The organism is Mitsuokella apri, from assembly GCF_051886055.1.
Taxonomy (GTDB): domain Bacteria; phylum Bacillota; class Negativicutes; order Selenomonadales; family Selenomonadaceae; genus Mitsuokella.
On sequence record NZ_JBJEXT010000065.1, the window covers coordinates 1 to 23,969 of the forward strand.

The window sequence follows — 23,969 nt, forward strand, 5'->3', positions numbered from 1 at the left end:
GGCGATACACTCCCCAGATTCACATTAGAAGTACCATTATCCTCGCAGAGTAGCAGTACCGGCGAATCTATTATTTTTCCTGATGGTTCGAGCTGGATGCAGGTTGGCGAATTGATTGTTATGCGAGGTGATGCTGATGGCATTTTAGAACCAATGATCACCTTTCATGATTCACATAAGGGGAATAGTTCAGTTCAGAGAAATTTGTGGAAACACACTTTCCCAAAACCTTTCCCACATAAATGTCTACAAGTGTTCTGGTGGACAAATGATGGATCTAGCAATGATGATGACTCGGATACGTATCATTTCGTTGATAGCAGATCCGCTTTAGCGGCTGATGGTTTTGGTACGGAGCATAAGCACGTAAAATACGTCGCATTTGGATATTGAAATAGCAAGAAGCTGTATATGAAATGAATGTCAGTATCATATACAGCTTCTTTTTCACGATATACCTACAGCTATGTAATAAACACTATGCCAATCATTACTTAAGCTGGCGCCGTTGTATTGCGTATCCCACATCTTTTGAATCCTTGTATAGAATCCAGTATTATCTGTCCCTGTGATGATTGTATCAACACCCGGCGCACTACCGCTATTGTCATTATTTTTCGTGATTGTTACGGAAAAGACTTTGGAAAACGCTCTAGGAAATACATGCTTTCCTGTTCCGCTAGCTGCCCCCCACTCAATCGTAAGCCCATCAGAAAAGCGCTTCCATCCACTCTTCGATAAGGTGCTTTGCTCATTGCCGCTGTTGCTACTCTGCGAGGCTTATTTTACTCGCATGATGTAGTAGACAGCATAATAGGGAGGACGATTTTCATGAGGCTTTTTCGCAGCAACAGATATAGCAGCACTTGTTATTAAATTCTGCCCTGGAGCAAAAGTTGATCCGCCATCCCAGCTCCAATAACCACCTCCACCAGAGCCATTCCATTTTGCTGGGTAAATTTTCCTATCGAAATTAAGATTTCCAAAAACGAACTGATTAGCTGTAGAAAGAAAGTATCCATCATTATTGCCATTATGAAACCAAAAGTATGATAATGCGTTCCTTCTTCCTCTTCCTTTAAAATGACTTGGTCTACTCCCCCTGTATCTCCGAGCGTATAGCTTCTTCCCGCTTCTGTAAGAAAACGATCTCTCAAGTCTGGGGTTCCATTATTTCCATCGCACAAAAACCAACCATTTGGAATCTTACTAAGCTCGCCAATATATGGAAGGATAGTTCCTTTTGGAAGATTGCTACTCTGCGAGAATGAAGGTCATTGCAGCTCTCGGTAGAGTTTTTTCATGGCTTTTCTTTGGCTTTCCTTGACACTGTGCGCATAGATATTCAGTAACGTATCAGCTCGTGACCAGCCTCCTAGTGCCTGTACGTCTGTTATGCTGATGCCGCACTGGATCATGTTCGTGGCCCAGGAGTGACGCGTGGAATGCAGGTGCAGATCATTGGACAGGAAGGGGAGGCGTTTGATGGTTGCTTTGAAGTTGCGGCTGAAATAGGCAGGATTGTGCGGTGTGCCATCTTTGTTGGCAAATACAAGGTTGTATTCATTGTGGTAGCCGGGTTGCTGCTGTTCTTTCTTTTGCCTCTGACGATGCTCTTGAAGCAGCAGGCGAATTTCTTTTGGAAAGGGAATCGTGCGGAGTGAGTTTCGTGTCTTCGTTCGTGGCCGAACAACGGGGACGCCATCTTCCAGGACGACGACTTGCCGGATGGTGAGGAAGTTGCGTTTGAAATTGATACTATCCCAGGACAGCCCCAGCAGCTCGCTGCGGCGGCAGCCAAGATAGAAGGCCAAGACATATGCGGTGTAGAATCGATGGGATTTTGTAGCTTGCAGGAATTTGCGCTGTGCCTCTGGTGTGAAGACGGGACTTTCCTTTTGCTGGCGAATCGGGATCGGAGACGTATCCAATGCGATGTTGCGGACAATCAGCCCTTCCTTTTCTGCCTGCCTGAAGACTGCAATCAAGATCTGCCGCAGCTTGGTCATGGTATAGGCGGAGAGAGGTTCGCCTGTCAAATCAACATATTTGAGCTTCGTCTTCTTTCCATGGAGATATTCTTCCATCAAAAAGGTCTGGAGATCTCGCAGGTGAATCTCCGCAAGCTCCTTTTCTGACAATGGTGCGGTCAATAGATGGTTCCGGATGCAGCTCATGGTTGTGATCTGCGTTGTCCTGGCCTGACCAGGCTGTCGGTAGGTCTTGTACCAGTATAAGATGTAGTCTTTCAGTTTCATAATGCTTCCTCCCTGGGTATTGATTGCCGGTGTCCATCATGGACATCGGCAATTTTATTATAGCAATGAAAAAAATAGGCATTTGAGCGGCTAAGTTTTCTTGTAGCCTATAGGAAGAGTTACTTTTGCAAGAGGAGGGAGCGTTTTTGAAACAACTGGTAAAGCAAGCAGGGTTCCTGTTTCCGACCGTGATGCTGGCCATCTTGTTCTTTGTGCTGGCTTTTGCTGGGTCTATGTACGTTGGTACCAGGGTCATTGACAATTACCGGGCAGATGTACTGGTTCGCGAATGTGATGCGCTGGATAGTGCCTTGCTGATGTATGCCAAAGCACACCGGCAGGTGGATCCGGAGAATGTAGAGATCCGGACGCAGCAGGATGGGAACTCATACATGTTCTACACAACGGGGCCGATTTTTCCGAAGAACTTGAGTGACCTCGGAACCGTTCGGGATGAGCAGGGATACTTCTCAGAAGCAATCGACCTGTCCAAATTTACGTATACCACGCAAACAGATGCAGATGGAAATATGACATACACATTGGGGGTGACAATGCCAAATGGTGAATACTACCTTAGCCCGCTATCTAAAAAATAAGGTCGGGTATGCAGCGGTTTCGGTTCTCCTGGCTATTCCACTGGCAAATTTTCTGAACGCAGAGCTTCGGTTCGGCTTCTTCTTCCTGACGGCAGTCTTCGTTTTGTTCTGGAAGATGGTCTTGGAAGATGCCGAACACGGAACCATCGATATTCGCTGCATTGCCCTGCTGGCAACCGGACTGTTCCTGTGCAGCTATCAAACTGCTCTGGTTTATCTGTTCTCATTCCTTATCTATCTGATCTTGTTCCGGATGCTGTATGTTGCTTCGAGCCTGTGGGAAATGGGAATACAGGCTTGCCGTCAATGGCATTCCCATCAGAAGATACCTCATCTTACAGCAGGAGCCAACGATACAGCAGATAACCTTCCGCATGGCAGAGTGCCGTTTCTGCCATGCTTTGCCGGTGGTCTGATGGTACTCGTAATCATCGTGACCTTTTTGGATGATGGTGCTGCTCCGCTTTGGCGGTTCGATGATGCCCTCAATTCTTGCATGATACTCTTGAGCGGCGAGCAGAAGATGATTATCCTAGCCGTCATGCTGCTGGCATTGGGAATCTTTGAGGCCATCTATTGGCTGGCAAAGAAAAAGAGGCAGCCCATCATCTGCATCGGCATGGGCGATGTTTTCGTCCTGCCAGGCTTCGCCGCCTTTTTAGGAGGGGGATTCTTCCTGATGACATTAGGCTGCGCACTGCTGCTGTCATTGGGCTTTGTCCTATATCAAAAGTATTATCATCGTCAGGAGGTTTCGTGATGTCACTTTCCAATCTTTTTCATCAGCGCGAGAAGTACAACCAGCAGCGCACCAGGAATCCAGCTACTCCCGCAGACCGTGCGGAAGAGACTTGGGATCGGCGCACGGGAAGTGCAGTGGTGCAGGCGTACAACTGGCGCAGAATATCCATTGGCCTCACCGTTGTTTGTGTCGTCCTGGCTGGCGGACTCGTCTTCCAGTCGGCAAAGTCGCAGGTCATTCCCTACGTCGTGACCGTCGATAAGTCGACTGGCGAAGTCCAGAAGGCAGGAGCCTTCACCAACTCGGACTACACGCCGCAGGAAGCTGAAATCAAATACTTCATCGCGGAGTTTGTCAAGAATGCACGCAGTATTGGCTATGACCCCGTTGCATACAGCAATATGCAGACCAAGGCAGGTCATTTTCTGACCATGACGGCAGCACAGAAATATGCATCGACGATGAAGGATGACCAGAACAAGAAGCTGGGCAAGTATACGGTATCGGTCAAGAATCTTTCCGTCCAGAAGGTGCCGGAGTCAGACAGCTCCTATCTTGTTCGCTGGACGGAAGAGGTCGTGAAGATCAACTCGGCAGAGTACCAGGATATTCCAATGAGCGGGACGTTCTCCTATACCAAACTCCCTGTCAAGCAGGAAGACATGCTGATCAATCCGCTTGGCCTCTATATTACAGGCTTTGACTTCGTACAGGATGCGTCGGCGGTCAATGCAGCCGGGAAGAAAGCAGCGGCAAACGGTACGCAGGCGGGAAACGCAGTGAATAAGTGATGATGGCGATGTCCATGATGGATATCCAAAAAAGAAAGGACGAATAACATGATGGTAACGAAATCTATGCGGCAGGCAGTATGCATCGGACTGATGACAGTCTCCTTGTTTGGCGGCAGCGTCATGGCTGCTCCGGCATCCAGCGACCTGGATGCTGAAATCCAGGTACAGCAGGAGAAATTGCAGCAGCTCAACCAGCAGAAGGTCAATCAGCGCAATCAGGAACTGGAGAATCGCCTCAGTGACCTGGAAAGCAAGCTGGATCGCCTGAAGGATAACCGTTCCGCTTATGATGCACAGGGAGCAGTAGAATCCTTGGCCACGCAGATCAATGATCTGCGCAGTGATGTCACGGCTCTGTCAGACGCGCAGGCATCTATCTTGAAAGCCCTCGACAAGCTGCAAAAGGCCAATGCTGCCATGAACGCTGCTCCGGATGACTACGCACAGGGATATCACGGTTCGGCATCCAGCAGCCGTTATCTGGTGAATCCAGGCGGCAGCGCATCTTCCGTCAGTTATACGCAGGACGCCATCAACAGCCAGGGAAACAGCACTATGCTGTTCCGTTATGCGCCGAATCAGCTTTACAAGATTTATTGCCGCCGGGGCTATTTAACCGACCTGGTATTCAAGAAGGGTGAAACCATCAAGTACGTTGGCGGCGGTGATACGGCAGGTTGGGCCGTGAGCAATACGACTGTCGACGGCACGCCGCACCTTTTCATCAAGCCGGTGGTGGAGACTTCGACCACGAACTTGATTGTCACGACGGACAAGAGGAGTTATCAGCTGATCCTAAATACCTCAGACTGGTACAATCCAATCGTATCTTGGACTTACGATGCAGAGACGCAGAATGCCAATCTGATTGAAGAGCAGAAGAACGAACGCATCACGATGGGCAAGGTCAATGTCGCGAACGTGGAAGATCTGGACTTTAACTATGACGTGTCGGGAAACGGGAACAAGCCGACCATGGTGTTCTCAGATGGCACGCAGACCTATATCAAGTTCAAGAAGGCCGCACAGAAGCAGCTGCCTATCTTTATCCGGGAACGCGGACATAAAGAGATGCAGCTCGTGAACTACACAATCAAGGATAACTACTATATTGTCGAAAAAGTCTTCGATATGGCACAGATCAAAGATGGGAACGATACTCTTACCATCAAGCATAAGTAAGGCGGGTGATGAGATTGAAATTCTGGGAGGATATACAGAATCTTGTCCGGCGCAAGAAGTATGACAAGAAGGGAACTATAGATGTAGATGATGATCCGGCAGCCGATGCAGCTGCCGATGCGGCAGAAGACCAGGCCATCCTGGAGGAGAACAAGAATCTCAGCAAAGTCCGCATGACGGATGGAGAGCGAGATAAGACGCTGGGCATCAACAAGAAACTGGTCAATCTGGCCTTGATTTTTGTTGTTGTCGTCGTAATCGTGGCGTTCTTGTATAAGGCCATGGGGCATGAGGAAGGGGCTTCCAGCAAATCCCCGCAGCAGACGACACAGCAGGAACAAGCATCCAAGAATTCACAGCGCAATGGCGATGGGCAGCTGGACTATAAAGACCCGAACGTCATGAAATTGGCACAGGCAGAACAGAATGCGAAAGGTAAGAATCCAGGCGTTACCGCACAGAAGGTAGCACCGAGCGCGCAACAGCCTGCTGCATCATCGGATTCTCCGGCTCCACGCAGCACACCTGCTTCGGTTCCAGCCATCCGGTCAGCGTCTGCACCCGTTTCGTACTCGTCTCCGTATGTCCTGCCTTCCGCAGCAGCACCGTCGTATGCATCCTCGATGCCAGCTCCGGTGCAGGCTGTCCGTTCTGCGTCTTCCAGCACAGGCGGCAGCGGGGACAATGCAAGCAGCCAGGAAGAAAAGAGTCTGGCCGACCGCTTTAAGTCTGCTATCGCCTTTGCTCTTGGCGACACTACAGCTGCATCGGACAGCAGTGCAGATTCTGCCAGCGCATCGGCTGCTTCTGATTCGGATAATGGCGGTTTCTCCTACTCTGCACCAAGCAGTGATGTCTTGCAGGCTGGGACGGTAATCCCGGTCATGCTCTATTCTGGTATCAATACCGATACTGCCGGTCAGGTTACAGCGCAGGTTGAATCTGATGTCTATGATACGGCTACGGGCAGCAATCTCCTGATTCCTGCCGGAAGCCGCATCATTGGCAGCTATGAGTCCGGCGCAAATGAATCGGGACGCGTCAATGTGACCTTCTCGACCATCGTCCTGCCGGATGGCGGTTCTTACTCCGTCGGCAGCAGCATGGTAGCCGTGGATGGTCAGGGCTATAACGGCATTCAGGGCAATCTCCATCGTCATTCTGCACAGAAGATCGGCAACGGTCTCCTGAATGCTGCGTTTACCGCACTCAGTACGATTTCTGTAGATCGCGTGACGCTGGGGCAGGATACGTTCAACAATCTTACCTCGAATGATGTCAAGCCGACCATCACAGTAGATCCCGGCTATGAATTTAACATCTACGTCACGCAGCCGATTGCATTCTCAAATTGAAAGAAGGAAGGATTTTGCAAGACGATTTCTATGATAAAGGATTCATCCTGAAATATTGCGCTGCCACGATGGTCATCTGCTATGTGCTGGGCCAATGGATCATCACGCAGATGATTGCAGCCGACTGTGATTACAATGACCTGCTGTCGGGAATCTACCTCCCGCTGGGCCATATCCGCCTCTATCAGCCATTGGCGCATTTGTCCTGGAACAAGGATCCTGTCCTGGTGCAGGTGATTCCGCATGTCCTGCGCGGCCACACCTTCTGGCTCTGGGGCATGATCTTCCTTGGCCTGGCCATTTGCTACTTCATCAACAAGAAGTATGAAGTGCTGTCCTCGCATGGTACAGCGGAATTTGCCAAAGCAAAGGACATCAAGGCCATGGGCCTGACTCCGAAAGACAGCGGCGTCGTGATCGGCAGCAATCCGTTCGACAACACACTGTTGCTGGATGATGGCCCGGCACATGTCTTTCTGGCGGCTCCGACACGAACTGGTAAAGGCATCGGCATCATCATCCCGACTGGCATCATCTGGCAGCACTCCATGTTCTTCTTCGACCCGAAAGCAGAACTCTGGACGGCAACGGCGGGATACCGCAAGAATGTCCTGGGGCAGAAAGTCATGAAGTTTGAACCGCTCTGCAAGGACGGTTCCAGTGCCAGCTGGAACCCGTATGCGGAAATCAACTTCCAGAGTTTTGAAGAGATGTCGGATGTCAAGACTATCAATGAAACGATGGTCAAAACGGGCGAAGGCAGCAATAAAGACCCGTTCTGGGACAATTCGGCAATCACCTTGCTCAACGGCGTGGTGCTGCACCTCTTGTACAAGAACTGCCAGGAAAAGCGCGAGCTGCCTTGTCCGACGGATGCCATGAGTTTCATCTCTTCGCCGACTATGGATACTGACCATCTCTACAGTTCCATGAAGATCTATCCACATATTTCTCCGGAGGAATTCCTGGAGGAACCCTTTTACGAGCAGGATGTGGATGAGAAGGGAAATCCCAAGACGGATGCCGAAGGCAAGCCGGTTTACAAGAAGGACAAAGACGGCAATCTCATTCCGATGAAAGACGAAAAAGGACAGCCGCTTTGCCGCAAGAACCCGCTGAAAGAAATCTATGGCCCGTATGTGCCGGATTTGAAGCCGTTTGTCGAGGCTCTGAAGCTGCCCAAGAAGGAAGCCGCTGACATCCTGGAGGTTCAGGAAAGCAACCCGGAGAAAAAAGCCCGCATCGCATTTGAGAATCTGCGCCAGGCAATCATCCGACACAAGGATATGGTGGATTGGAAAGCACCGGACATCATGATGTGCAGCAATAAAGCAGAGATTGATGGCCTTCTGGCAATGGATAAACAGCACGTATTCTATCAGCTGCTCGTTCATCCCAAAGTGGCCGAATGTGCCGCCAATATCGTCAATAACGCCAAGGAGACGCGAGAATCCATCATCGGCTCGGCCAAGACGGCCCTGAGTCTTTACCAGGATCCGCTCATCAAGCGCAACACCGCTGTGTCGGATTTTTGCTTCAAGGATTTGCTGAACCCTCAGCAGGCGGTATCGCTGTACCTGGTCTTGCAGCCGAATGACGTAGAAAAGCTGCGTCCGCTGACGCGCCTTTTCGTCAATACCATGCTGGCCAAGACTGTCCGGGATATGAAATTCGATGTTCCGGCAGAGAAGAAACAGAGGCTGCTTTTGATGCTCGACGAGTTCCCACAGCTCAAGAAGATGGAAACCATCGAGAATACGCTGGCCATCTGCGCCGGATATGGCGTCAAAATCTGCACGGTCGTCCAGAGTATCACGCAAATCAACCAGATCTATACGAAGGATAATTCCATCCTGGACAACAGCCAGATCCAAATCTACATGACGCCCTCGAATATCCAGCAGGCCAAGGAACTCTCAGAAATCATGGGCGACAAGACCATACGGGAACACAATCAGTCCGGTAAAGGGCTGGCCGATAAGTCCACATCGGAGTCGAAGATTAGCCGCAAGCTCATGAATCCGGATGAGATCATGCGCATGAGCAAGAAGAAGGAACTGGTCATGGTGCAGGGAGCAAAGCCAATCTTGGCCAAGAAGATTCAGTGGTTCAATGTCCCGTTCTTCAAGAAGCGCGTCTATGATCCGCAGCATGGCAATAAAGGTGGCATCCCCAATCCGCAGTTCAGTGATGTATGTACGGAAGTGAAAACATATGAAGAATTGTTCCGCGTACATGCGCCGGAAGTGGCCGATGTACTGGAAAAGCAAGCAGCCGTCACAAAAGCAAGAAAAGCTGCTGAAAAGAAAGAGAATCCTCCCGCATCTCCTGTGGCACCTCAAGCGGCTGCGCAGCCCATGGTTCCTGCACAGGATCGAGAAACGCGTGAAGTGGAGAAGGAGACAGTAACACATGCAGAAAACGAGAAAGCCCCTGACGTGCCGCAGCCTTCCGGCAGTCCAGCAGCTGAAGCCGCTGACAAAGATCGAGGCGGGGAAGACCGTCGAAGCACTGCCGACACTCACCATGAAGAGCCGGGGCAAGCTCATCCGGAAGCGCAGCAAGTAGCAACGTCGCAGCAGCCTGCGAATGTCCATGATAGACATCCGGAAGAAAAGCGCAAAGAGGGCACGGAATCCAGCAAGCCGGATACCAGTGATGAATCGGATGATCCTGCTGTGCTGAAATGGCTGAGTGGCAGGAAAAAGAAGCAGGATGTCCATGATGGACATCCTGTGACGGAGAAGAAAGAAGGAGATGAACACAATGGATCAGGAGAAGAAGGAGCATAATCGTACCCTTGATGCTCTGGCCAATTCTATGGGCCGGGAAATCGTCGATTATATGCACGATGACAACATCAATGAAGTTGCCCTGAATACTGATCAGCGTCTGTGGATTGATACCGCAGACCACGGCTGGGAAGATACCGGACTCATCATTCCGCCGCCACAGGCCAAGCGCATCATCTACGGCGTCGCAGCCCTTTCCGGCACGACCATCGATATTGAGAACAAGCCATACCTGGAAGCAGAGATCAAGGAATCGTATCTGTTCGGGAAAGCGCGCTTTCAGGGAGAACTCCCGTCCATCGTGGACTACCCAAGTTTCAACATCCGCAAGCATTCTTCACGCGTGTTCGGTCTCGACGATTATGTCCGGCAAGGCACGATGAGTGCGCATCAGCGGGATGTCATCATCCAGGCGGTGAAGGATCATTGGAACATCATCGCTGCCGGAGGTACGAGCAGCGGCAAGACAACGCTCCTGAACGCCGTGCTGGCCGAAGTATCGAAGACCGGCGACCGCATCGTCATTATCGAGGATACCGGAGAACTTCAATGTACAGCCCCCAATCATGTAAACCTCAAGACGCAGCGGCCTATGATTGACATGGACACACTCCTGCGCATCACGCTGCGCAAATCGCCGCGCCGTATCGTCGTAGGCGAGGTTCGCGGCAAGGAAGCTCTGTCGCTCTTGAAAGCCTGGAATACCGGACACGATGGAGGCTGCGCAACGGTTCACAGCGATTCCGCCGAAGAAACGCTGTACCGTCTGGAGCAGATGATCGCCGAAGTATCCGTCAATCCACAGCCCGCCATGATTGGCCGGTCGGTAGACATGATCATCTACATCAAGAAAGAAGGCATCAAACGCCGTATTGATGAGATTATCCACGTCAAGGGATATGACAAAGTGACGCAGGAATACGAGATCGAGCATATCGCCTGATGTCCATCATGGACATCGACAAAATGCCCTGCGTGAAATAAAACGGCGTTTCCTCGGGTAACGCATCCCGTACAATAATGAGTGTTAAAAGCAATGAGCCTTGCGGCTTACACGGATTCATGCGAAAGGATGATTTTTATGAAGAAGATCAAAATCACGAAAGCAGACATCAAGAAGTTCCTGACGGATCATCAGGATGCGCTGTCTTGCATGGCCATCATGCTCTTGGTCCCTGCGGTCGGCATGGCCAGCGATGCATCGAGCATCGAGATCACGCCGCTTCAGAAGCCGATGGAGACTCTGGTCAAATTTGTTTCCGGCCCATTCGCCGGAACCATCACGGTTGGTTCCCTGGTCATCGGCTTGGCGAACTACCGCATGGGTGGCAGCCAGTCCATCACCAAGGATTCCGCAATCGGCGTTGGCTGCGGTGCTGCAATGACGCAGGTAGATACGCTCTGCCAGTCGCTCGGCATCACGGCATCCAGCCTCACATTTTGATAGGAGGTGTCACACCGCGATCGTTTTGTCAGATTCGGGTTCGATTGGTTTGAACGGTTCTGCAAGAAGTTCAACGTGGAGATTGTGGTCGTGAAGAACGAGAAGCTGTCTCCGCAGGAAGAGCTGGTACAGGATATTGTCAGTATACTTCATGTATTTTCTTGTCGGCTTTATGGATTACGTAAGTACAAGAAGCAGATTGAAGGAGATGAGGAACTTGCTGAAGGCATTCAAGACAGAGCTCCGTCTCACCGAGGGGCAGAAGGATAAAGTCCGCCGTTCACTCGGCATCTGCCGCTTCCTCGCAAATCAATACATTGCCCGAAATATCTGGCTGTACCGCCTGTATCAGCGCGGCGTCCTCGATGAGAAACAGCGTCGTTTTGTCACAGCCAATGACTTCGACAAGTACGTCAATCACGTGATGAAGAAGAAATTCCCTTGGATTGACCAATGCGGCTCTAAAGCGCGTAAGAAAGTTCTCGTCAATGCGGAGCAGGCGTTCAGACGCTTCTTCAAAGGTCAGGCGCATTTCCCACGCTTCAAGCGGAAGAACCAGCAGAATGTGAAGCTCTACTTTCCGAAGAACAACAAGGGCGACTGGACGATCTGGCGGCACAAGATACAGATTCCGACCATCGGCAGAGTACGCCTGAAGGAATTTGGCTACCTGCCGCAGGGCGTGACCATCAAGAACGGGCACGTCTCCTATGAAGCGGGCCGCTACTACGTCTCGGTCACGGCCGAGATTGAGGAAACGAGCCGCTATAACAATGACTTGGAAGCATCGTACCATCCACAGTCGGATGGCATCGGTGTGGACCTTGGTGTCAAATCCCTTGCCATCGTCAGCGACGGCAGGATTTTTGAAAATATCAATACGTCTTCTCGGGTCAGACGGCTCGAGAAGCGGCTGAGAAGAGAGCAGAGGCATCTCAGCCGCAAGTACGAGATGCGAAAGAAGAAAGGTGGTAGTACTGTTACTGCCTCTGCAAACATAGAGAAAAAGAAATTATCGGTACAGAGACTGCATCAGCGGCTGGTGAATCTTCGTTGCAATCACGAGAATCTGGTCATCCACGCACTGGTCGAGCAAAAACCACGCTTCATTACGATAGAAGACCTCAACGTGACCGGCATGATGAAGAACCGCCATCTCGCAAAAGCAGTAGCGCAGCAGCGCTTCTACTCCTTCCGCGAGAAACTCCGGCGCAAGTCAGAAATCATCGGCATCGAGTTCCGCATCGCGGACCGCTTCTACCCGAGTTCCAAGACCTGTCACGCCTGTGGGCACGCGCATAGCGGCCTGAAACTAAAAGACCGTATCTACGTCTGTCCCGCATGTGGCTACACAGAAGACCGCGACTTGAATGCAGCGCTGAATCTGCGCGATACGAAGAAGTATTATATCGCCTGATTCACGATTCATATCTCGATAAATGTACCGATGGCTAGTCGGGAACAGGCCGTTGCCTTGCGAGGCAAGGAACACGGCCAACGCCTTTGGAGTGTACAAGAACTTGTGAGTAGTCTCAGGCTTGCTTGGACAAAAGCATACACGATGAATAAGGAATTTTTCTAAGACATGCACATTTTTGTCTATGTTTTTAGTAGCAGTCTCCTATGGAAGAAAGCAATGATGGTTACTCGATGACGCATCTGCCGCTTTATCAGTCGTTGACCGAACACATCTTGTTTGCCGGTGCGCCGACCAGCGTGCTGGTTGTCCTGGCGATTGTCACGCTCCTGTTCGTTGCGATGTTTCAGTTCTACTACATCGTAGCAATCACGGGGCCGCTCTATTTCCTGAGCGTGTATTTAGCGGAAGATGATGCACAGTCTTTTGACTGCTATCTCATCTACAAGACAAAAAACGACTATTATTCTACCTGACTCTGGAAAGCGAGATTTCATCTGCGAAAATCTCGCTTTTTTCACAGAGAAAGGAATCAGCGAGGAAGAAGTGACGAATTTGACATGGAAAGAATATGAGATGGATCCGACGTGCGTAGCGGACTGGCTTTCCTGGGGAGGACTGGTGCATCCCAGCATCATGCGCGGAAAAGATGACAGTTTCTTCGGCGTCCTGGCCTATGAGCCGTATCAGCCGTTGGCAGGAAAGCCGATTATCCTGCCGGAGTTCAAGAACGGCTGGTGCTTCTGGATGGAGCATCAACATCAGCAGCATCGGGACAGGCATTACCTGGTAGTAGCATGGAATCCGTTTTTCAACCGGGGACATATCATAAACGGGATCCTCAAGAAGAGCATGGACTGGGATGAAGCAAAGGAAACATTCCTGCATCTGCTGCAAGATACGCGCCATGCCTTGGAACAAGTGACAAAGTGTCGTCTGCTGGAATACCAGGAAATCCTGGATTTTCTGGAGTTTTCCCTCTCCATCGGTGACCGGCATGTCGAGATGCCAGAAGTGCCGCTCTACTTGGATGCGCTGCTCTCGCAGGATATCGACTTGGACTTCACGCACAGCCATTTGCGTATCGACGGGAAGAAGTTGTGCGTCCTCTCTTTGACAGCCTCCTGCGAGGACGAACAGCTTGAGAAGATTCTTGACGCCTTCGAGGCGCAGGATTATCGGCACGTTCGCCGCCTGCTGCTTTTCAGTCCGAAGCGGGCAAAGAAAGAAGAGCTTTGGTATACAGCCAACTGGTGTCCGGGGCGAGGCTCCATCCGGCAGCTCATCAATCAGGACATTTTGAAGACGCTTAACGGCTATCATATGGACGCATTCTTCTTCCCATTCTACGAAGACCAGTATCCGGCTGAACGCGACCGTCTCGTAGCGCTGCTCGATTCCATGGAGCTGCCATATCTCATTGAGAACTATCATCAGAAGAATGTCTGGTGGGGAAGCCTGCCGGGAATGTTCCGCTCGAATATCGTGCCGCCAATCCTGGGATTTGACAGCCTGGATGAACTGCTGGCGCATGGACACAAGAAAGGAGGAGAGGCCGATGTATAGGACAAGCTGGTTCCGGCGCAACGAAAAGCCGCTGCGCGATGTCATGATCTGGGGGCGCATCATTCGCGCAGAAATGCCGAGTACGAACGACCCGGCCTACATTGTCTTGAATAAGGATGGATCGATGCAAGTCACGTTCTCTTACCATGGGCCGGATCTCGATTCTGCCATCCAGCAGGAATTGGCTTCCATCACCTTGCAGCTCCATCTGGCCCTGGCCGCCATCCCGACGGACTGGTGCCTGTACTTTGAAGCACAGCGTATCCCGTCTACCGAATATCCGACGGAGAATCACTTCCCCGATCCGCTGACCTGGGCGATGGATCAGGAGCGCAAAGAACTCTTCAGCAGCGGCAGTCACTTCGAGTCGAAGTTCTACGCTACTCTTTACTGGATGGCCCCGCCGGACAGCCGCGAGAAGATGAAGGAACTCCTGGTAGAGGGCCGGGAACACAAGGAGATTCACGGCGAGGATACCATCCAGGCATTCATGGAACAGGTCAAGAAATTTTACGATACCTTCACCGGCCAGCGTATTCCGATTCAGCTCCTGACCGCAGACGAGACCCTGACCTACCTGCATTCTACCGTATCCGACCGTCCAAGACCGCTGCATCTTCCCAAGCATCCCATGCTGATTGATAAATATCTGTACGACACACCGCTTTATGGCGGCCTGGAACCGAAGCTCAACAAGACGCACATCCGCGTCATCTCGCCAATCAAGTACAGTAAGACAACGGACTTCGGCTACTTTGATGTTCTGAATCAGCTAGACTTTCCTTATCGTTGGTCGACGCGTTGCTACTGCCTCTCTAAGGCTGACAACCTCAAAGAGCTGGAAAAAATCCGGCGCAAGTGGAGGGCTAAGCTACAGAAAATCTGGAGCTACATCATCCACTCGCGGGAGCCGGATACGGATCGCTACAACGACAAGCATGTCGTCAGCCTGCTCGATGAAATCGAGTCCGCGCAGATGGCGGTGGAATCGGATTCCTTCGGCTACGTGTATTACACGACCGCTGTCATCGTGATGGATGAGGATGTCGAAGCCGTGGAGAACAAGGCACGTGTCGTCCGTCAGGTGTTCGTCGATCGCGGCTTCAAGGCCCAGATTGAGAATGTCAACGCTCTGGACGGCTGGATGGGCAGCCTTCCCGGCATGGTGGGCCATAATATCCGCCGGGAACTCGTTTCCACCGGCAATTTCGTTCACCTGATGCCGCTTTCCGACATCTGGGCAGGCCCGGCCTGGAACAAGCATCTGGATGGCCCGCCGCTCCTTTACACGCAGACCTCCGGCAATACGCCGTTCCGTCTGAACCTGCATGTCGGTCCCATCGGCCATACCATGCTGGTTGGCGATACGGGTGCCGGTAAATCCGTCCACCTGAACTGCATCGAAGCCGCGTTCCGCAAGTATGAGAATGCCCGCATTATCATCTTCGATAACGGCAAGAGTTCCAAAGTCCTAACGTATGGTGTCGGCGGCAAATTCTACGACCTGGGTGAAGAGGGGGAGAATGCACTGTCCTTCCAGCCTCTGGCGCAGGTCGACAACATCCATGAACGCCAATGGGCGCAGGAATGGCTTTGCGATTTCCTGCGTGAGGAGAACGTCGAGATTACGCCGCGCATCAAGAGCCTGATCCGTGATGCGCTCGGCATTCTGGCGGACTCTCCACTGGCCTTCCGCACCATCACAAACTTCATTGACTATTTACAGGATGACGAGCTGAAAACAGCATTTTATCCGCTCGCCAAAAATGACCAGAACGGCAACGCCGGTGAGTACGGCAATATCTTCGACTCTGACGAAGACACGCTCAAGCTGTCTTCCTGGCAGACGTTCGAGATGGGCAAGATCATCAATCAGAAGAGCATCATCGGCCCGACATTGATGTTCATCTTCCATCGCATCGAGAACCTTCTCAAAGGCTATGATGGCCATGACATCACGAAAGACGGGCCAACCCTGATTGTCCTGGATGAGTGCTGGATGTTCTTCAAGAATCCGCTTTTTGCAAACAAGATTGAGGACTGGCTGCGCACCTTGCGTAAGTTCAACGCCAGCGTCATCTTTGCTACACAGTCTCTGGACGATGTCGTGAACTCTCCGCTCTTCGATATTATCCTCGGTTCCTGTAAGACTCATATCTTCCTGCCGGATGAACTGGCCCTGGAGCCAAAGCGCAAGAAAGTCTATGAGCAGTTCAAGCTCAACGAACGCCAGATGGAGATCCTGTCACAGGCCAAGAAACGGAAGCATTATTACTATACGTCTTCCGAAGGCTCGCGCCTCTATGATCTCGGCTTGGAATACTGCCCGCTGACATTGGCTTATGTGGCGGTTGATAAGAACGGTTTGAATCGGTGCGAGCAGATCCTGACGGAATTTGGCCCGGAAGCCTTCAATGAACACTGGTTGGCAGAACATAATCTCATGCTGCCGGAATGGAAAGGAGAATCCTCATGATTGTGATGTGTATGCTCGGCATGAGCCTGCTCTTTGCGGTTTATGCGTCAATCCGCGTGAACCGTCTGGAAGAGCGCGTGGAATGTTTGGAGAAAAAATCCCACTTGAAGACGGAGGAGAGAAAGGACTGAGTCAATGGAACCGGCAACACGCGCCTATCAGCGCATCATCATGAGCGAAGATCTCCGCTCGAACGCGCAGCAGCTTTATCAGCAGCTGCGGGAAGAAGCCGAAGAGCAGGGACTGGATTATGAAGAAGTCAAGCGTCGGCACTGCCAGGAGTTCGAAAACCTGTACCTGCCGCAGGATCTCAAGGTCATCTGCGACATGCTGGAACACGGCTATTCCATGCGGGAGGTCACAGAAGCTTATACCGACCAGAACCTCTTCGCGCGGGACATCAAAGTCCCCGAACTGGTCAAGATTTACGAAGACAAGGTACTGAGCCGGGTCAACGACGAACGCAAAAAGCGTTCCGGCCAGGAATTCGACCGTGCCAGAAATGCCTATGAAGCGTATCGGCAGAATAACGGCAACAAGTATGACGATCATGATGACGCTTATCAGGACTACCGGGAAGGCGAAGTCATCATCGCCATGATGGTCAAGGACGGCTATTCCGAGCAGACCATCGCCGATGTCTTGGAAGCACGTTCGGATTACGATTCTGCCTACATCAAGAGCATCATGGAGAAGTGCGGCCATGTCAAGCAGGCGTACCTGGACATCCGGAATGCACCGGATACCCTGGATGATGCCCGGAATGGCTATGATGTTTACCGCATCTTCGCCAAACGCTACATGGATCGCACAGGGGCCAAGCTCCTGAACTACGACGATGACATCGGCATCGTCAAGGACATGAAGGAACAGGAATTCCCGGAAGAACTGCTTCAAAATGTCCTGCTGCACGCTTCACCTGTCGCCAAGGAGCCGGGACGGAATCCCGACGAGTACGTCAAGGCCCTGCTGGCGGGAGAAGAAGACCGGGAAGAACTGAAGGAAGCCCTGGACGAGCCGGTGCTGACCTGTGAAGAGCAGTACAAAGACCTGATCGAGCAGTATGACAAGGATCTGAAAGAGCGCGGTCACCTAATGGGCATCCAGAATACAGACCGTCCTTATTACGACTGCCTGGCTGTGCGGGAACTCTTGTCCCGCCATTACATGGACGACGAGATCATGCAGGCCCTTAATGAGCAGAGCGGGGTGGCGGCTTCCACGCGTCCCAACTACGCCTTGTGGCTGGTCGAGAAGGCTAAGAAGCTGCTCAAGAAGGAGCAGAACCTCTTGCATGAGAAGTTGCCGGACATCCAGAAAGGACTGACCTACGCGGCCCTTACCGCAGCAGGCATTTCCGCTGCGGTCATCATGGCTTCCATCCTGCGGGAACGCCTGGCATTGAACCCCAGTCTGGAGCAGCATCTTTTTGCCGCTTATCTTGATAAAGACCTAGCTGAAGCCTGCCTGAACCGGTATCCGGACTTCGATAGGGAAGCCCTGGCCGGGGCCTTGGCCGATTCGCCGCGTGCCATCATTCTTTCTGGCAGCCGCTTGCCGGAAGAGGAACAGTATGCCGAGCATGTCATCCAGGCTGCGGAGAAACGTCTGGAGTCTCACCATAAGAGCGTGGAGCAGCAGAAGTCTATCTTCGAGGAGTTCAACAAACAGCACGGCCTGGCCTATCAGGGCGTAGCACCGCAGGACAATCTGTCCGCGTTCCACTGTGGCCGTACCGCCTTACAGATGATGCTGAAAGGATACGAGCCGCTGGCTATCCGCGAAGCTATCCTGGCAACCGAAACGCCGGACGACCGCCTGCCGGAAACCTTTGCCGATGAGATTTTGGAACGGACGCATCAAGTATATGACCGGCTCATGCGGATCAAGAACTATCAGCCCGAGACTGTGCCAAAACCGCAGGAAGAAGATGCGAAATCCTTCTATGAGCGTGCCATTTATGAGCAGTACCAGAAACGTCACTTCATCAAGAGCAGCATGGACGTAGATGTCGTCAAGGCCATGCTGGCTTATGGGAAGTTCAACGGCAGGGAAATCCGGGAAGCCTTGCAGGAGCTGTCGCCTATCGCAATCGAGCCGGGACGGGATGCCAGCTACTACCAGAAATACGTCCTGCCGAATGCGAAGAACCGGCTGATGGATGAGAAGGACAAGCTGAACCAGTATCATCCAGTCCCGCGTAAGCTCCATGCGGAAACGGCGCAGGAAGAATATGCGTATCACCGCAGCCGGATCCGGGATGCCATCGATCTGCCGTACAATCCGCAGATGGACGCATTGATTGCCGAAACCATGCTGATTCAGGGCTTTGCCCCTCCGGATATTGCCGAAGCCATGCAGAACGAATCGCCATGCCGGGGCGAGCAGAGTGACTACGGAGTCCTCCTGGTCAATCACGCCCGTTTCCAGCAGGCAAATGACGAAAAGCAGCAGGAAGAAGAACGCGGGGCAAGCCGCGTCAGGACTTATACCGATACCGTAGAAGAAGTCACGGAGGAAGTGACGACCACAACCACGACGGAAACCACAATCGTATCGGATTCATAAAACAGAATGGAGGACGAGAATGAGATGAGACGAATATGGAAATCGCTGCTGTGCCTGGCTGTGCTTGGCCTCTCCTGCCTGTCGTTTTCCGCAGGCAGAGGCGAAGCCGCAGACATCTACACAGTCATTTCAAATGATGTGGCAAGCTATAACGGCGATGCCGAGCAGGTGGACTGGATCACGAATGCCATCTGCTATGCTTCCGCACAATACCAGGTCGATCCGCTGCTCATTACTGCCATCATGGAGAATGAGAGCAAGTTCAGTTTCAGCACGTTCTATCACACATCTTCGGCAGGAGCCATCGGCCTCATGCAGCTCATGCCGGATACCGCCTCGGCCATCGGCGTGAATCCCTTCGATCCGCTGGACAATGTGCTTGGTGGTGCATCCTACCTACGGACGTGCTTGGATGATTTTGCGGGATATGGTGACTATGCCGTGACGGATGCCGTGGCAGCCTACAATGCCGGGCCGCAGGCGGTCTACAACTATGGCGGCTGCCCGCCGTATGCCGAAACACAAGCCTACATCGTGAATGTTTCAGACTCCTATAACCGCCTCTTGGCGCATTATGGAGATGGATACTGAAAAGGGGGAATTTCCCATGCTGTCCATGATAAGCAGCCGAAAGAAAGCCGTTATCGCGGCTGGTGTCGTGATGGGACTGGGCGCATCCGTCCTGGTGATGCCTGTCGTCCTACGCCCGAGTCATGCTGCCGTCGCGGTATTCGATGCAGAGAATATTGCCAAGGCCATTGAGATGGTCGCACACACCTTGAACATCCAGAACCTCAACCTCGACCAGCTGATTCTTCAGAAAATCAACATGAAGCATCTGCCGGATGAGACAAAGGAAAAGCTGGATCAGAATGACAAAGAAGCGAAACAGGGAATAACTTGGGCAGATACCTCCAACGCATCGCAGAATGCAGAGATTTTGAAGAAGATGGGACTCTCGCCGAGCATCCTCAATAAGACGACGACCCCGGCGGACATCCTCAAGAATCAGATGGGCGATCTTGGTAAAATCTTCAAGCAGGGGGAAGTGCCGATTATGCATGAAATGGCGCAGAACAACGCCAAGGCATTGGATGCCAGCTTTGTGGATGCGGCAACAGCAGCCCGGGGCGTCCAGAAATCCGATGACGCCATCAGTAAGAGTGTCGATGAAGCTGTCAAAGCTGCTGCCAACGCAGAAGGTGACATGCAGGTGCAGCAGTCCCTCGTAGCCTTGAGTGCAGCAAATGTACGAGCTACGGAGAATAGCAACCGCCTGCTGGCCCAGCTGGTCGCAACGCAGTCCCAGAAAGGCTATGCCGACAATCTGGAGAAGGCCGCCGTGGAACAGCTGGAAGAAGTATCGCGGCAGAAGCTGACGGAATGGGTCAAGAACTGGTGATGGATGTCCATCATGGACATCGAAAGGGGATGAAGAAATGGCCGAAGAAGCAAAAGAAACAGAACCAACGGTAGATTCTCAGCTCATGATGACTTACCTGAACACTTATCCCGGCGACAAGGAATTTGAGGAATTGCCCAACTCGCCGTTGGCCGCTATCGAGAACGCCGTTCCGAAAGAGGATGCGCTCTTCGACATGAATATCAGTGACTGCGATCTCTATTATTCGTTCCTGGCGGATGTCGTCAAAGAGCATCCCATGGATCTGGAGAAAGAAGAAGAGATTTTTCCCCGCCAGAGGGATGTGGCCCTGGCCATGTGGAAAGCGGACATGGACTACTTCCGGATTATCCGCTGCCTGACGTACATGCCGCTCAACATCGGCACCTCAGACCGCTACACCGATGCCGTCATCGCTGTGGCGTCTACCATCAATCCTGTCCTGACATTGCCGGAAGTCCAGCAGGCCAAGCCTATCAATCAGCTGACTTACGACAGCAGCAATCATGACATCTACCATGCCTATCTAAAGGCCGTCTTACAGCGCAATCCATCACAGAGACTGCGGGATGCCGATAAGGAAGTCGTGAAACTCCTACACCGCGCGAAGCTTCCGGCAGATACCATCCGGAACTGCCTGATGGATAATTCTTTGGAGTTCATGATGCCCGCACCAACCGGAGATGCTGTGACGGATTACCAGAAGGAGCTGGCCGTAGTCAATCGACTGAAGACTCTCTTGCAGGAAGCCTATCAGGAGATTGAGCCGAAACGTCCGATGTCCATGTTGGACATCAACCCGCTGGATGAAGATAACGTCGTCTATCAGAAGATGCAGACGGCCATCCGCCAGATGAAAGACCAGCATGAGCGAGGAGACAGCTTCCAGTATTGGGAGAAGTCCATCCGCATCATGCAGGAAACGCTGAACCGTTTCAACGCTTTCCAGAATCTCAGCAAGACTGTTACCATCCTGACTGTCGGCGTTGCGCGTGCGGCAAAGGAATGCGAAGTCAAGACGCCGCCGGAGCTGGAGCAGATCCAGAAACAGCTGCAAATCCTCAATCAGCAGACCGACCGGCGCAAGCAGGACTGGGTGACACTACGGGAAACGGCAGACCGTATCGTCAAGATCTCCACGCAGCTTGTCGGCGAGCTACGTGAGAAGCGGGCGAAGAATCCACTGTTCCAGCTGGTGGAAGTCCAGCACGCAAGGCCCTTGGCGCAAGTTCTGCAAGAACCGAAGCCTGTGCCGAAGGATATCTATTTTGCCTCGCTGCGTCAGATTGCCAGAGGGAATCCCGGTATCTTGCCCGACCAGGCCGACCTGTTGGTGGCGAAACAGTTGCGTGCTGCAAAATTATCCGATGATGTCTGTCTGATGGCTTTGCGGGCCTCGCCGTGCTTCCGCCAACTCGACAGCAGCCAGAAAATGGCAGCGGCCCGCTCCGTCCTGGACGCCGTGGATGCGCCGCCGGAACATAGAAGGGAAGAGGGGAACCATCGATGAAAGGAAAATCTTCGTATTGGGTGCTGGGCCTCTTGGCCATCGCATTCCTCGCAGCCCATAGCGATATCGCACTTGCTGCCTCGTCCGAATCTCTGGTGAGCCAGGGAACCGGCATCGGCGGAACGTTTGACAAGGACTTCGAGACCATCGCCAAAGCCTTTGTCGCGATTGCCAAAGTCGTTGTGGTCATCATGACCTGCGTCGCCCTGGGCATGGTCATGTGGGGCGTAGAAGACGGCAAGAAGACCATGTGGAACTGGATCTTGGGAGCTGGCCTGGCTGTCAACATTGGCAGCTTCCTGCTCAGTGTCTTCACCATGCCGGATGTCTCCAGCTCTGGCGCAGCCGTTACACCATTCGTGCCGGATCTCAAGAGTTCCAATGACGGCAAGATCAGCGTCCTTGGGGACTTCATGTCCACCTATCAGCAGGTCATCAACCACGGCGCATCCGTCATCACGCCAATCTGCATCCGTATCCTGCTCATCCTCACCGTTATCGAAGCGTCCTGGGAGCTTTCGTTCAAGCTGATCTCCGGCGACAAGATCAAGTACCTGCTTTCGCTGTCCATCAAGGTTGGCTTCATCATCTTCCTTCTGGAGAACTGGGTGGGAGGTATGGGCCTCATGACTGCACTCTCGCAGGGCTTTGAAACCATGGGCCTCATGGCAGGCGGCACAACAGCAGATGTTTCGCCGGATAACATCGTCAACAACGCCATCCAAATTTTCTCCGTCTTCTGGGACAAGGCGCATTTCAACAGCCTGGGCCTCCTGGTCGTGAACTGCGTGTCTCTGCTGACGATGATCGTGCTGCTCTTCCTCACCGCCATCGAGATGTTCATGGCGCGGGTGGAGTTCTACACCATGGCCATGCTGGTCATGCCGCTCCTGCCGTTCATGATCACCTCGAAGTTCAGCTTTCTTTCCGATAAAGCCATTGGCGCGATGTTCAACCTGGCCATCAAGATCATGGCCATCGCCTTCATGACGACCATCATTGAACCGTTCCTGAACGGCTTTGCACAAAAAGTGGCCGGTACCAAGGATGCCTGGGAGCAGGTCGGCATCATCTTCCAGGTGCTGCTCTGTGCGCTCATCCTCTATATCCTGGTGCGGAAGATCTCGGAACTGGCTTCCGGCTTGCTCAACGGCCAGCCATCGCTCGGTGGCAGCAGTATGACTTCGACGATGCGCGGCGCAGTAGGCGGTGCAGCTGCCGCTGCTGGCAATGTGCGTGGTGCTGCGGCTTTGGCCAAAGCTACCGGACACTCTGGAGCAGGCGGCCTTACTGTCGGCACACTGGCCCAGCTTGGCAAAGCAGCCATGCGCTCCAATCCGGCAGTGCGAGGGTATCGGGCTGGTATGAGGAATATTCAACGGAAGAATCAGACGGAGACGAGTTCGCGTATTGCGCGTAGCATAGCAAAAAATCCAAAAGAAAACGAAGGCGATAAAACGAAATAAAGCGTTAAAGGAGAGGGCGTTTAGCCCTCTCCTTTAACGCTTTATGGTAGGAGTATGATTTTGTTCCAGATTTGAAACCTTGTTTTCCAAGGAGCGAACCTTTTCTTGAAGCATTAGGTTTTGCTCCAGTAAGATTTTTATATTTTTGTTTGTTTCTTCAATTGTCGCCAAAAAGTTTGGGGCATACATTTCAAAAGCATCATCAAAACTTGTGGCACATATATTATTCCATAGGGTATGTTGCATCATGTATGGAAAATCATCATATGTATATCCTGTTCGTGTGGTGTAGGAGAAATTTTTATCATGATTTTTTAGTGCTTCTTCAATCGTATGTGATTCCTTTTTCTTGGAAAACAACCCCATGGCGAGTCCTCCTTGTCAATATCCATAATGGA

At 52.1% G+C, this 23,969-nt stretch carries 22 protein-coding genes and 2 pseudogenes; 20 read left to right on the plus strand and 4 right to left on the minus strand.

The genetic code is table 11. The annotated features are described in order from the left end of the window. On the plus strand, positions 1 to 393 hold a 393-nt coding region (locus ACI4OH_RS09205; RefSeq protein WP_439784628.1), incomplete at its 5' end, for a hypothetical protein. Between the two features lie 54 nt (positions 394 to 447). Here ACI4OH_RS09205 and ACI4OH_RS09210 read toward each other — a convergent pair. The 3 genes and pseudogenes from ACI4OH_RS09210 to ACI4OH_RS09220 form a co-directional block, all read right to left on the minus strand. After that, a pseudogene (locus ACI4OH_RS09210) lies at positions 448 to 708 on the minus strand (gp53-like domain-containing protein); the annotation flags it as partial. Between the two features lie 164 nt (positions 709 to 872). Then, positions 873 to 1,157, minus strand: a complete 285-nt coding sequence (locus tag ACI4OH_RS09215) for a hypothetical protein (protein WP_439784629.1) — start codon at positions 1,155 to 1,157, stop codon at positions 873 to 875. Between the two features lie 117 nt (positions 1,158 to 1,274). Beyond that, on the minus strand, positions 1,275 to 2,258 hold the full coding sequence (locus ACI4OH_RS09220) for a tyrosine-type recombinase/integrase (RefSeq protein WP_439784630.1): 984 nt from the start codon (positions 2,256 to 2,258) through the stop codon (positions 1,275 to 1,277). A 146-nt stretch (positions 2,259 to 2,404) separates the two neighbouring features. Between ACI4OH_RS09220 and ACI4OH_RS09225 the strand changes: the two genes are divergently transcribed. The 19 genes and pseudogenes from ACI4OH_RS09225 to ACI4OH_RS09315 all read left to right on the plus strand — a co-directional run bounded on the left by ACI4OH_RS09225 (position 2,405) and on the right by ACI4OH_RS09315 (position 23,571). After that, positions 2,405 to 2,857 (plus strand): hypothetical protein, encoded by a 453-nt coding sequence (locus ACI4OH_RS09225; protein ID WP_302359406.1) that lies wholly within the window; start codon positions 2,405 to 2,407, stop codon positions 2,855 to 2,857. Next, positions 2,820 to 3,617, plus strand: coding sequence for a hypothetical protein (locus tag ACI4OH_RS09230; RefSeq protein WP_439784631.1), 798 nt, complete (start codon positions 2,820 to 2,822; stop codon positions 3,615 to 3,617). The genes ACI4OH_RS09225 and ACI4OH_RS09230 overlap by 38 nt, the downstream gene beginning before the upstream one ends. Next, positions 3,617 to 4,390 (plus strand): VirB8/TrbF family protein, encoded by a 774-nt coding sequence (locus ACI4OH_RS09235; RefSeq protein WP_303165099.1) that lies wholly within the window; start codon positions 3,617 to 3,619, stop codon positions 4,388 to 4,390. The genes ACI4OH_RS09230 and ACI4OH_RS09235 overlap by 1 nt, the downstream gene beginning before the upstream one ends. A gap of 48 nt (positions 4,391 to 4,438) precedes the next feature. Beyond that, entirely contained in the window at positions 4,439 to 5,575 is a 1,137-nt protein-coding gene (locus tag ACI4OH_RS09240; RefSeq protein ID WP_439784632.1) for a TrbG/VirB9 family P-type conjugative transfer protein, read from the plus strand. Between the two features lie 14 nt (positions 5,576 to 5,589). Beyond that, positions 5,590 to 6,930 (plus strand): TraB/TrbI/VirB10 family type IV secretion system protein, encoded by a 1,341-nt coding sequence (locus tag ACI4OH_RS09245; protein WP_439784633.1) that lies wholly within the window; start codon positions 5,590 to 5,592, stop codon positions 6,928 to 6,930. Positions 6,931 to 6,944: 14 nt separating this feature from the next. Next, positions 6,945 to 9,722: a type IV secretory system conjugative DNA transfer family protein gene (locus tag ACI4OH_RS09250; protein WP_439784634.1), complete on the plus strand. Its 2,778-nt coding sequence runs from the start codon at positions 6,945 to 6,947 to the stop codon at positions 9,720 to 9,722. Continuing rightward, on the plus strand, positions 9,697 to 10,665 hold the full coding sequence (gene trbB, locus ACI4OH_RS09255) for a P-type conjugative transfer ATPase TrbB (RefSeq protein ID WP_439784635.1): 969 nt from the start codon (positions 9,697 to 9,699) through the stop codon (positions 10,663 to 10,665). The genes ACI4OH_RS09250 and trbB overlap by 26 nt, the downstream gene beginning before the upstream one ends. A gap of 138 nt (positions 10,666 to 10,803) precedes the next feature. Then, positions 10,804 to 11,166 carry a hypothetical protein gene (locus ACI4OH_RS09260; RefSeq protein WP_288311321.1) on the plus strand — a complete coding sequence of 121 codons (363 nt, stop codon included), beginning with the start codon at positions 10,804 to 10,806 and terminating at the stop codon, positions 11,164 to 11,166. A gap of 6 nt (positions 11,167 to 11,172) precedes the next feature. Continuing rightward, positions 11,173 to 11,436, plus strand: a pseudogene (locus ACI4OH_RS09265) (IS607 family transposase); the annotation flags it as partial. Then, entirely contained in the window at positions 11,375 to 12,583 is a 1,209-nt protein-coding gene (locus ACI4OH_RS09270; RefSeq protein ID WP_439784636.1) for an RNA-guided endonuclease InsQ/TnpB family protein, read from the plus strand. The pseudogene ACI4OH_RS09265 and the gene ACI4OH_RS09270, both read left to right, overlap by 62 nt. 206 nt (positions 12,584 to 12,789) lie before the next feature. Next, positions 12,790 to 13,059: a VirB3 family type IV secretion system protein gene (locus ACI4OH_RS09275; RefSeq protein ID WP_177967327.1), complete on the plus strand. Its 270-nt coding sequence runs from the start codon at positions 12,790 to 12,792 to the stop codon at positions 13,057 to 13,059. A gap of 79 nt (positions 13,060 to 13,138) precedes the next feature. Next, entirely contained in the window at positions 13,139 to 14,149 is a 1,011-nt protein-coding gene (locus ACI4OH_RS09280) for a hypothetical protein (protein WP_439784637.1), read from the plus strand. Further along, a complete protein-coding gene (locus tag ACI4OH_RS09285) occupies positions 14,142 to 16,625 on the plus strand; it encodes a VirB4 family type IV secretion/conjugal transfer ATPase (protein WP_439784638.1) in 2,484 nt (827 codons plus the stop codon). Before ACI4OH_RS09280 ends, ACI4OH_RS09285 begins: the two co-directional genes overlap by 8 nt. After that, positions 16,622 to 16,756: a hypothetical protein gene (locus ACI4OH_RS09290; protein WP_288311312.1), complete on the plus strand. Its 135-nt coding sequence runs from the start codon at positions 16,622 to 16,624 to the stop codon at positions 16,754 to 16,756. Before ACI4OH_RS09285 ends, ACI4OH_RS09290 begins: the two co-directional genes overlap by 4 nt. A 4-nt stretch (positions 16,757 to 16,760) precedes the next feature. Continuing rightward, the gene (locus ACI4OH_RS09295; protein WP_439784639.1) at positions 16,761 to 19,193 is read left to right on the plus strand and encodes a hypothetical protein; all 2,433 of its coding nucleotides are present in this window, start codon (positions 16,761 to 16,763) and stop codon (positions 19,191 to 19,193) included. A 24-nt stretch (positions 19,194 to 19,217) separates the two neighbouring features. After that, positions 19,218 to 19,784 (plus strand): lytic transglycosylase domain-containing protein, encoded by a 567-nt coding sequence (locus tag ACI4OH_RS09300; protein ID WP_439784640.1) that lies wholly within the window; start codon positions 19,218 to 19,220, stop codon positions 19,782 to 19,784. A gap of 16 nt (positions 19,785 to 19,800) precedes the next feature. Next, positions 19,801 to 20,595: a hypothetical protein gene (locus ACI4OH_RS09305; RefSeq protein ID WP_317429684.1), complete on the plus strand. Its 795-nt coding sequence runs from the start codon at positions 19,801 to 19,803 to the stop codon at positions 20,593 to 20,595. Positions 20,596 to 20,632: 37 nt separating this feature from the next. Further along, entirely contained in the window at positions 20,633 to 22,105 is a 1,473-nt protein-coding gene (locus ACI4OH_RS09310; RefSeq protein ID WP_439784641.1) for a hypothetical protein, read from the plus strand. Continuing rightward, entirely contained in the window at positions 22,102 to 23,571 is a 1,470-nt protein-coding gene (locus tag ACI4OH_RS09315; RefSeq protein WP_439784642.1) for a type IV secretion system protein, read from the plus strand. Before ACI4OH_RS09310 ends, ACI4OH_RS09315 begins: the two co-directional genes overlap by 4 nt. 33 nt (positions 23,572 to 23,604) lie before the next feature. Here ACI4OH_RS09315 and ACI4OH_RS09320 read toward each other — a convergent pair whose 3' ends face one another. Further along, positions 23,605 to 23,937 (minus strand): hypothetical protein, encoded by a 333-nt coding sequence (locus ACI4OH_RS09320; protein WP_288312441.1) that lies wholly within the window; start codon positions 23,935 to 23,937, stop codon positions 23,605 to 23,607. Positions 23,938 to 23,969 lie beyond the last annotated feature (32 nt).

Coding starts and splice junctions, on each gene's coding strand:
- ACI4OH_RS09270 (WP_439784636.1), top strand. CDS start 11,375: ATGAGGAACTTGCTGAAGGCATTCAAGACAGAGCTCCGTCTCACCGAG.
- ACI4OH_RS09315 (WP_439784642.1), top strand. CDS start 22,102: ATGAAAGGAAAATCTTCGTATTGGGTGCTGGGCCTCTTGGCCATCGCA.
- ACI4OH_RS09310 (WP_439784641.1), top strand. CDS start 20,633: ATGGCCGAAGAAGCAAAAGAAACAGAACCAACGGTAGATTCTCAGCTC.
- ACI4OH_RS09305 (WP_317429684.1), top strand. CDS start 19,801: ATGCTGTCCATGATAAGCAGCCGAAAGAAAGCCGTTATCGCGGCTGGT.
- ACI4OH_RS09240 (WP_439784632.1), top strand. CDS start 4,439: ATGATGGTAACGAAATCTATGCGGCAGGCAGTATGCATCGGACTGATG.
- ACI4OH_RS09320 (WP_288312441.1), bottom strand. CDS start 23,937: ATGGGGTTGTTTTCCAAGAAAAAGGAATCACATACGATTGAAGAAGCA.
- ACI4OH_RS09230 (WP_439784631.1), top strand. CDS start 2,820: ATGGTGAATACTACCTTAGCCCGCTATCTAAAAAATAAGGTCGGGTAT.
- ACI4OH_RS09260 (WP_288311321.1), top strand. CDS start 10,804: ATGAAGAAGATCAAAATCACGAAAGCAGACATCAAGAAGTTCCTGACG.
- ACI4OH_RS09235 (WP_303165099.1), top strand. CDS start 3,617: ATGTCACTTTCCAATCTTTTTCATCAGCGCGAGAAGTACAACCAGCAG.
- ACI4OH_RS09290 (WP_288311312.1), top strand. CDS start 16,622: ATGATTGTGATGTGTATGCTCGGCATGAGCCTGCTCTTTGCGGTTTAT.
- ACI4OH_RS09300 (WP_439784640.1), top strand. CDS start 19,218: ATGAGACGAATATGGAAATCGCTGCTGTGCCTGGCTGTGCTTGGCCTC.
- trbB (WP_439784635.1), top strand. CDS start 9,697: ATGGATCAGGAGAAGAAGGAGCATAATCGTACCCTTGATGCTCTGGCC.
- ACI4OH_RS09220 (WP_439784630.1), bottom strand. CDS start 2,258: ATGAAACTGAAAGACTACATCTTATACTGGTACAAGACCTACCGACAG.
- ACI4OH_RS09275 (WP_177967327.1), top strand. CDS start 12,790: ATGGAAGAAAGCAATGATGGTTACTCGATGACGCATCTGCCGCTTTAT.
- ACI4OH_RS09285 (WP_439784638.1), top strand. CDS start 14,142: ATGTATAGGACAAGCTGGTTCCGGCGCAACGAAAAGCCGCTGCGCGAT.
- ACI4OH_RS09295 (WP_439784639.1), top strand. CDS start 16,761: ATGGAACCGGCAACACGCGCCTATCAGCGCATCATCATGAGCGAAGAT.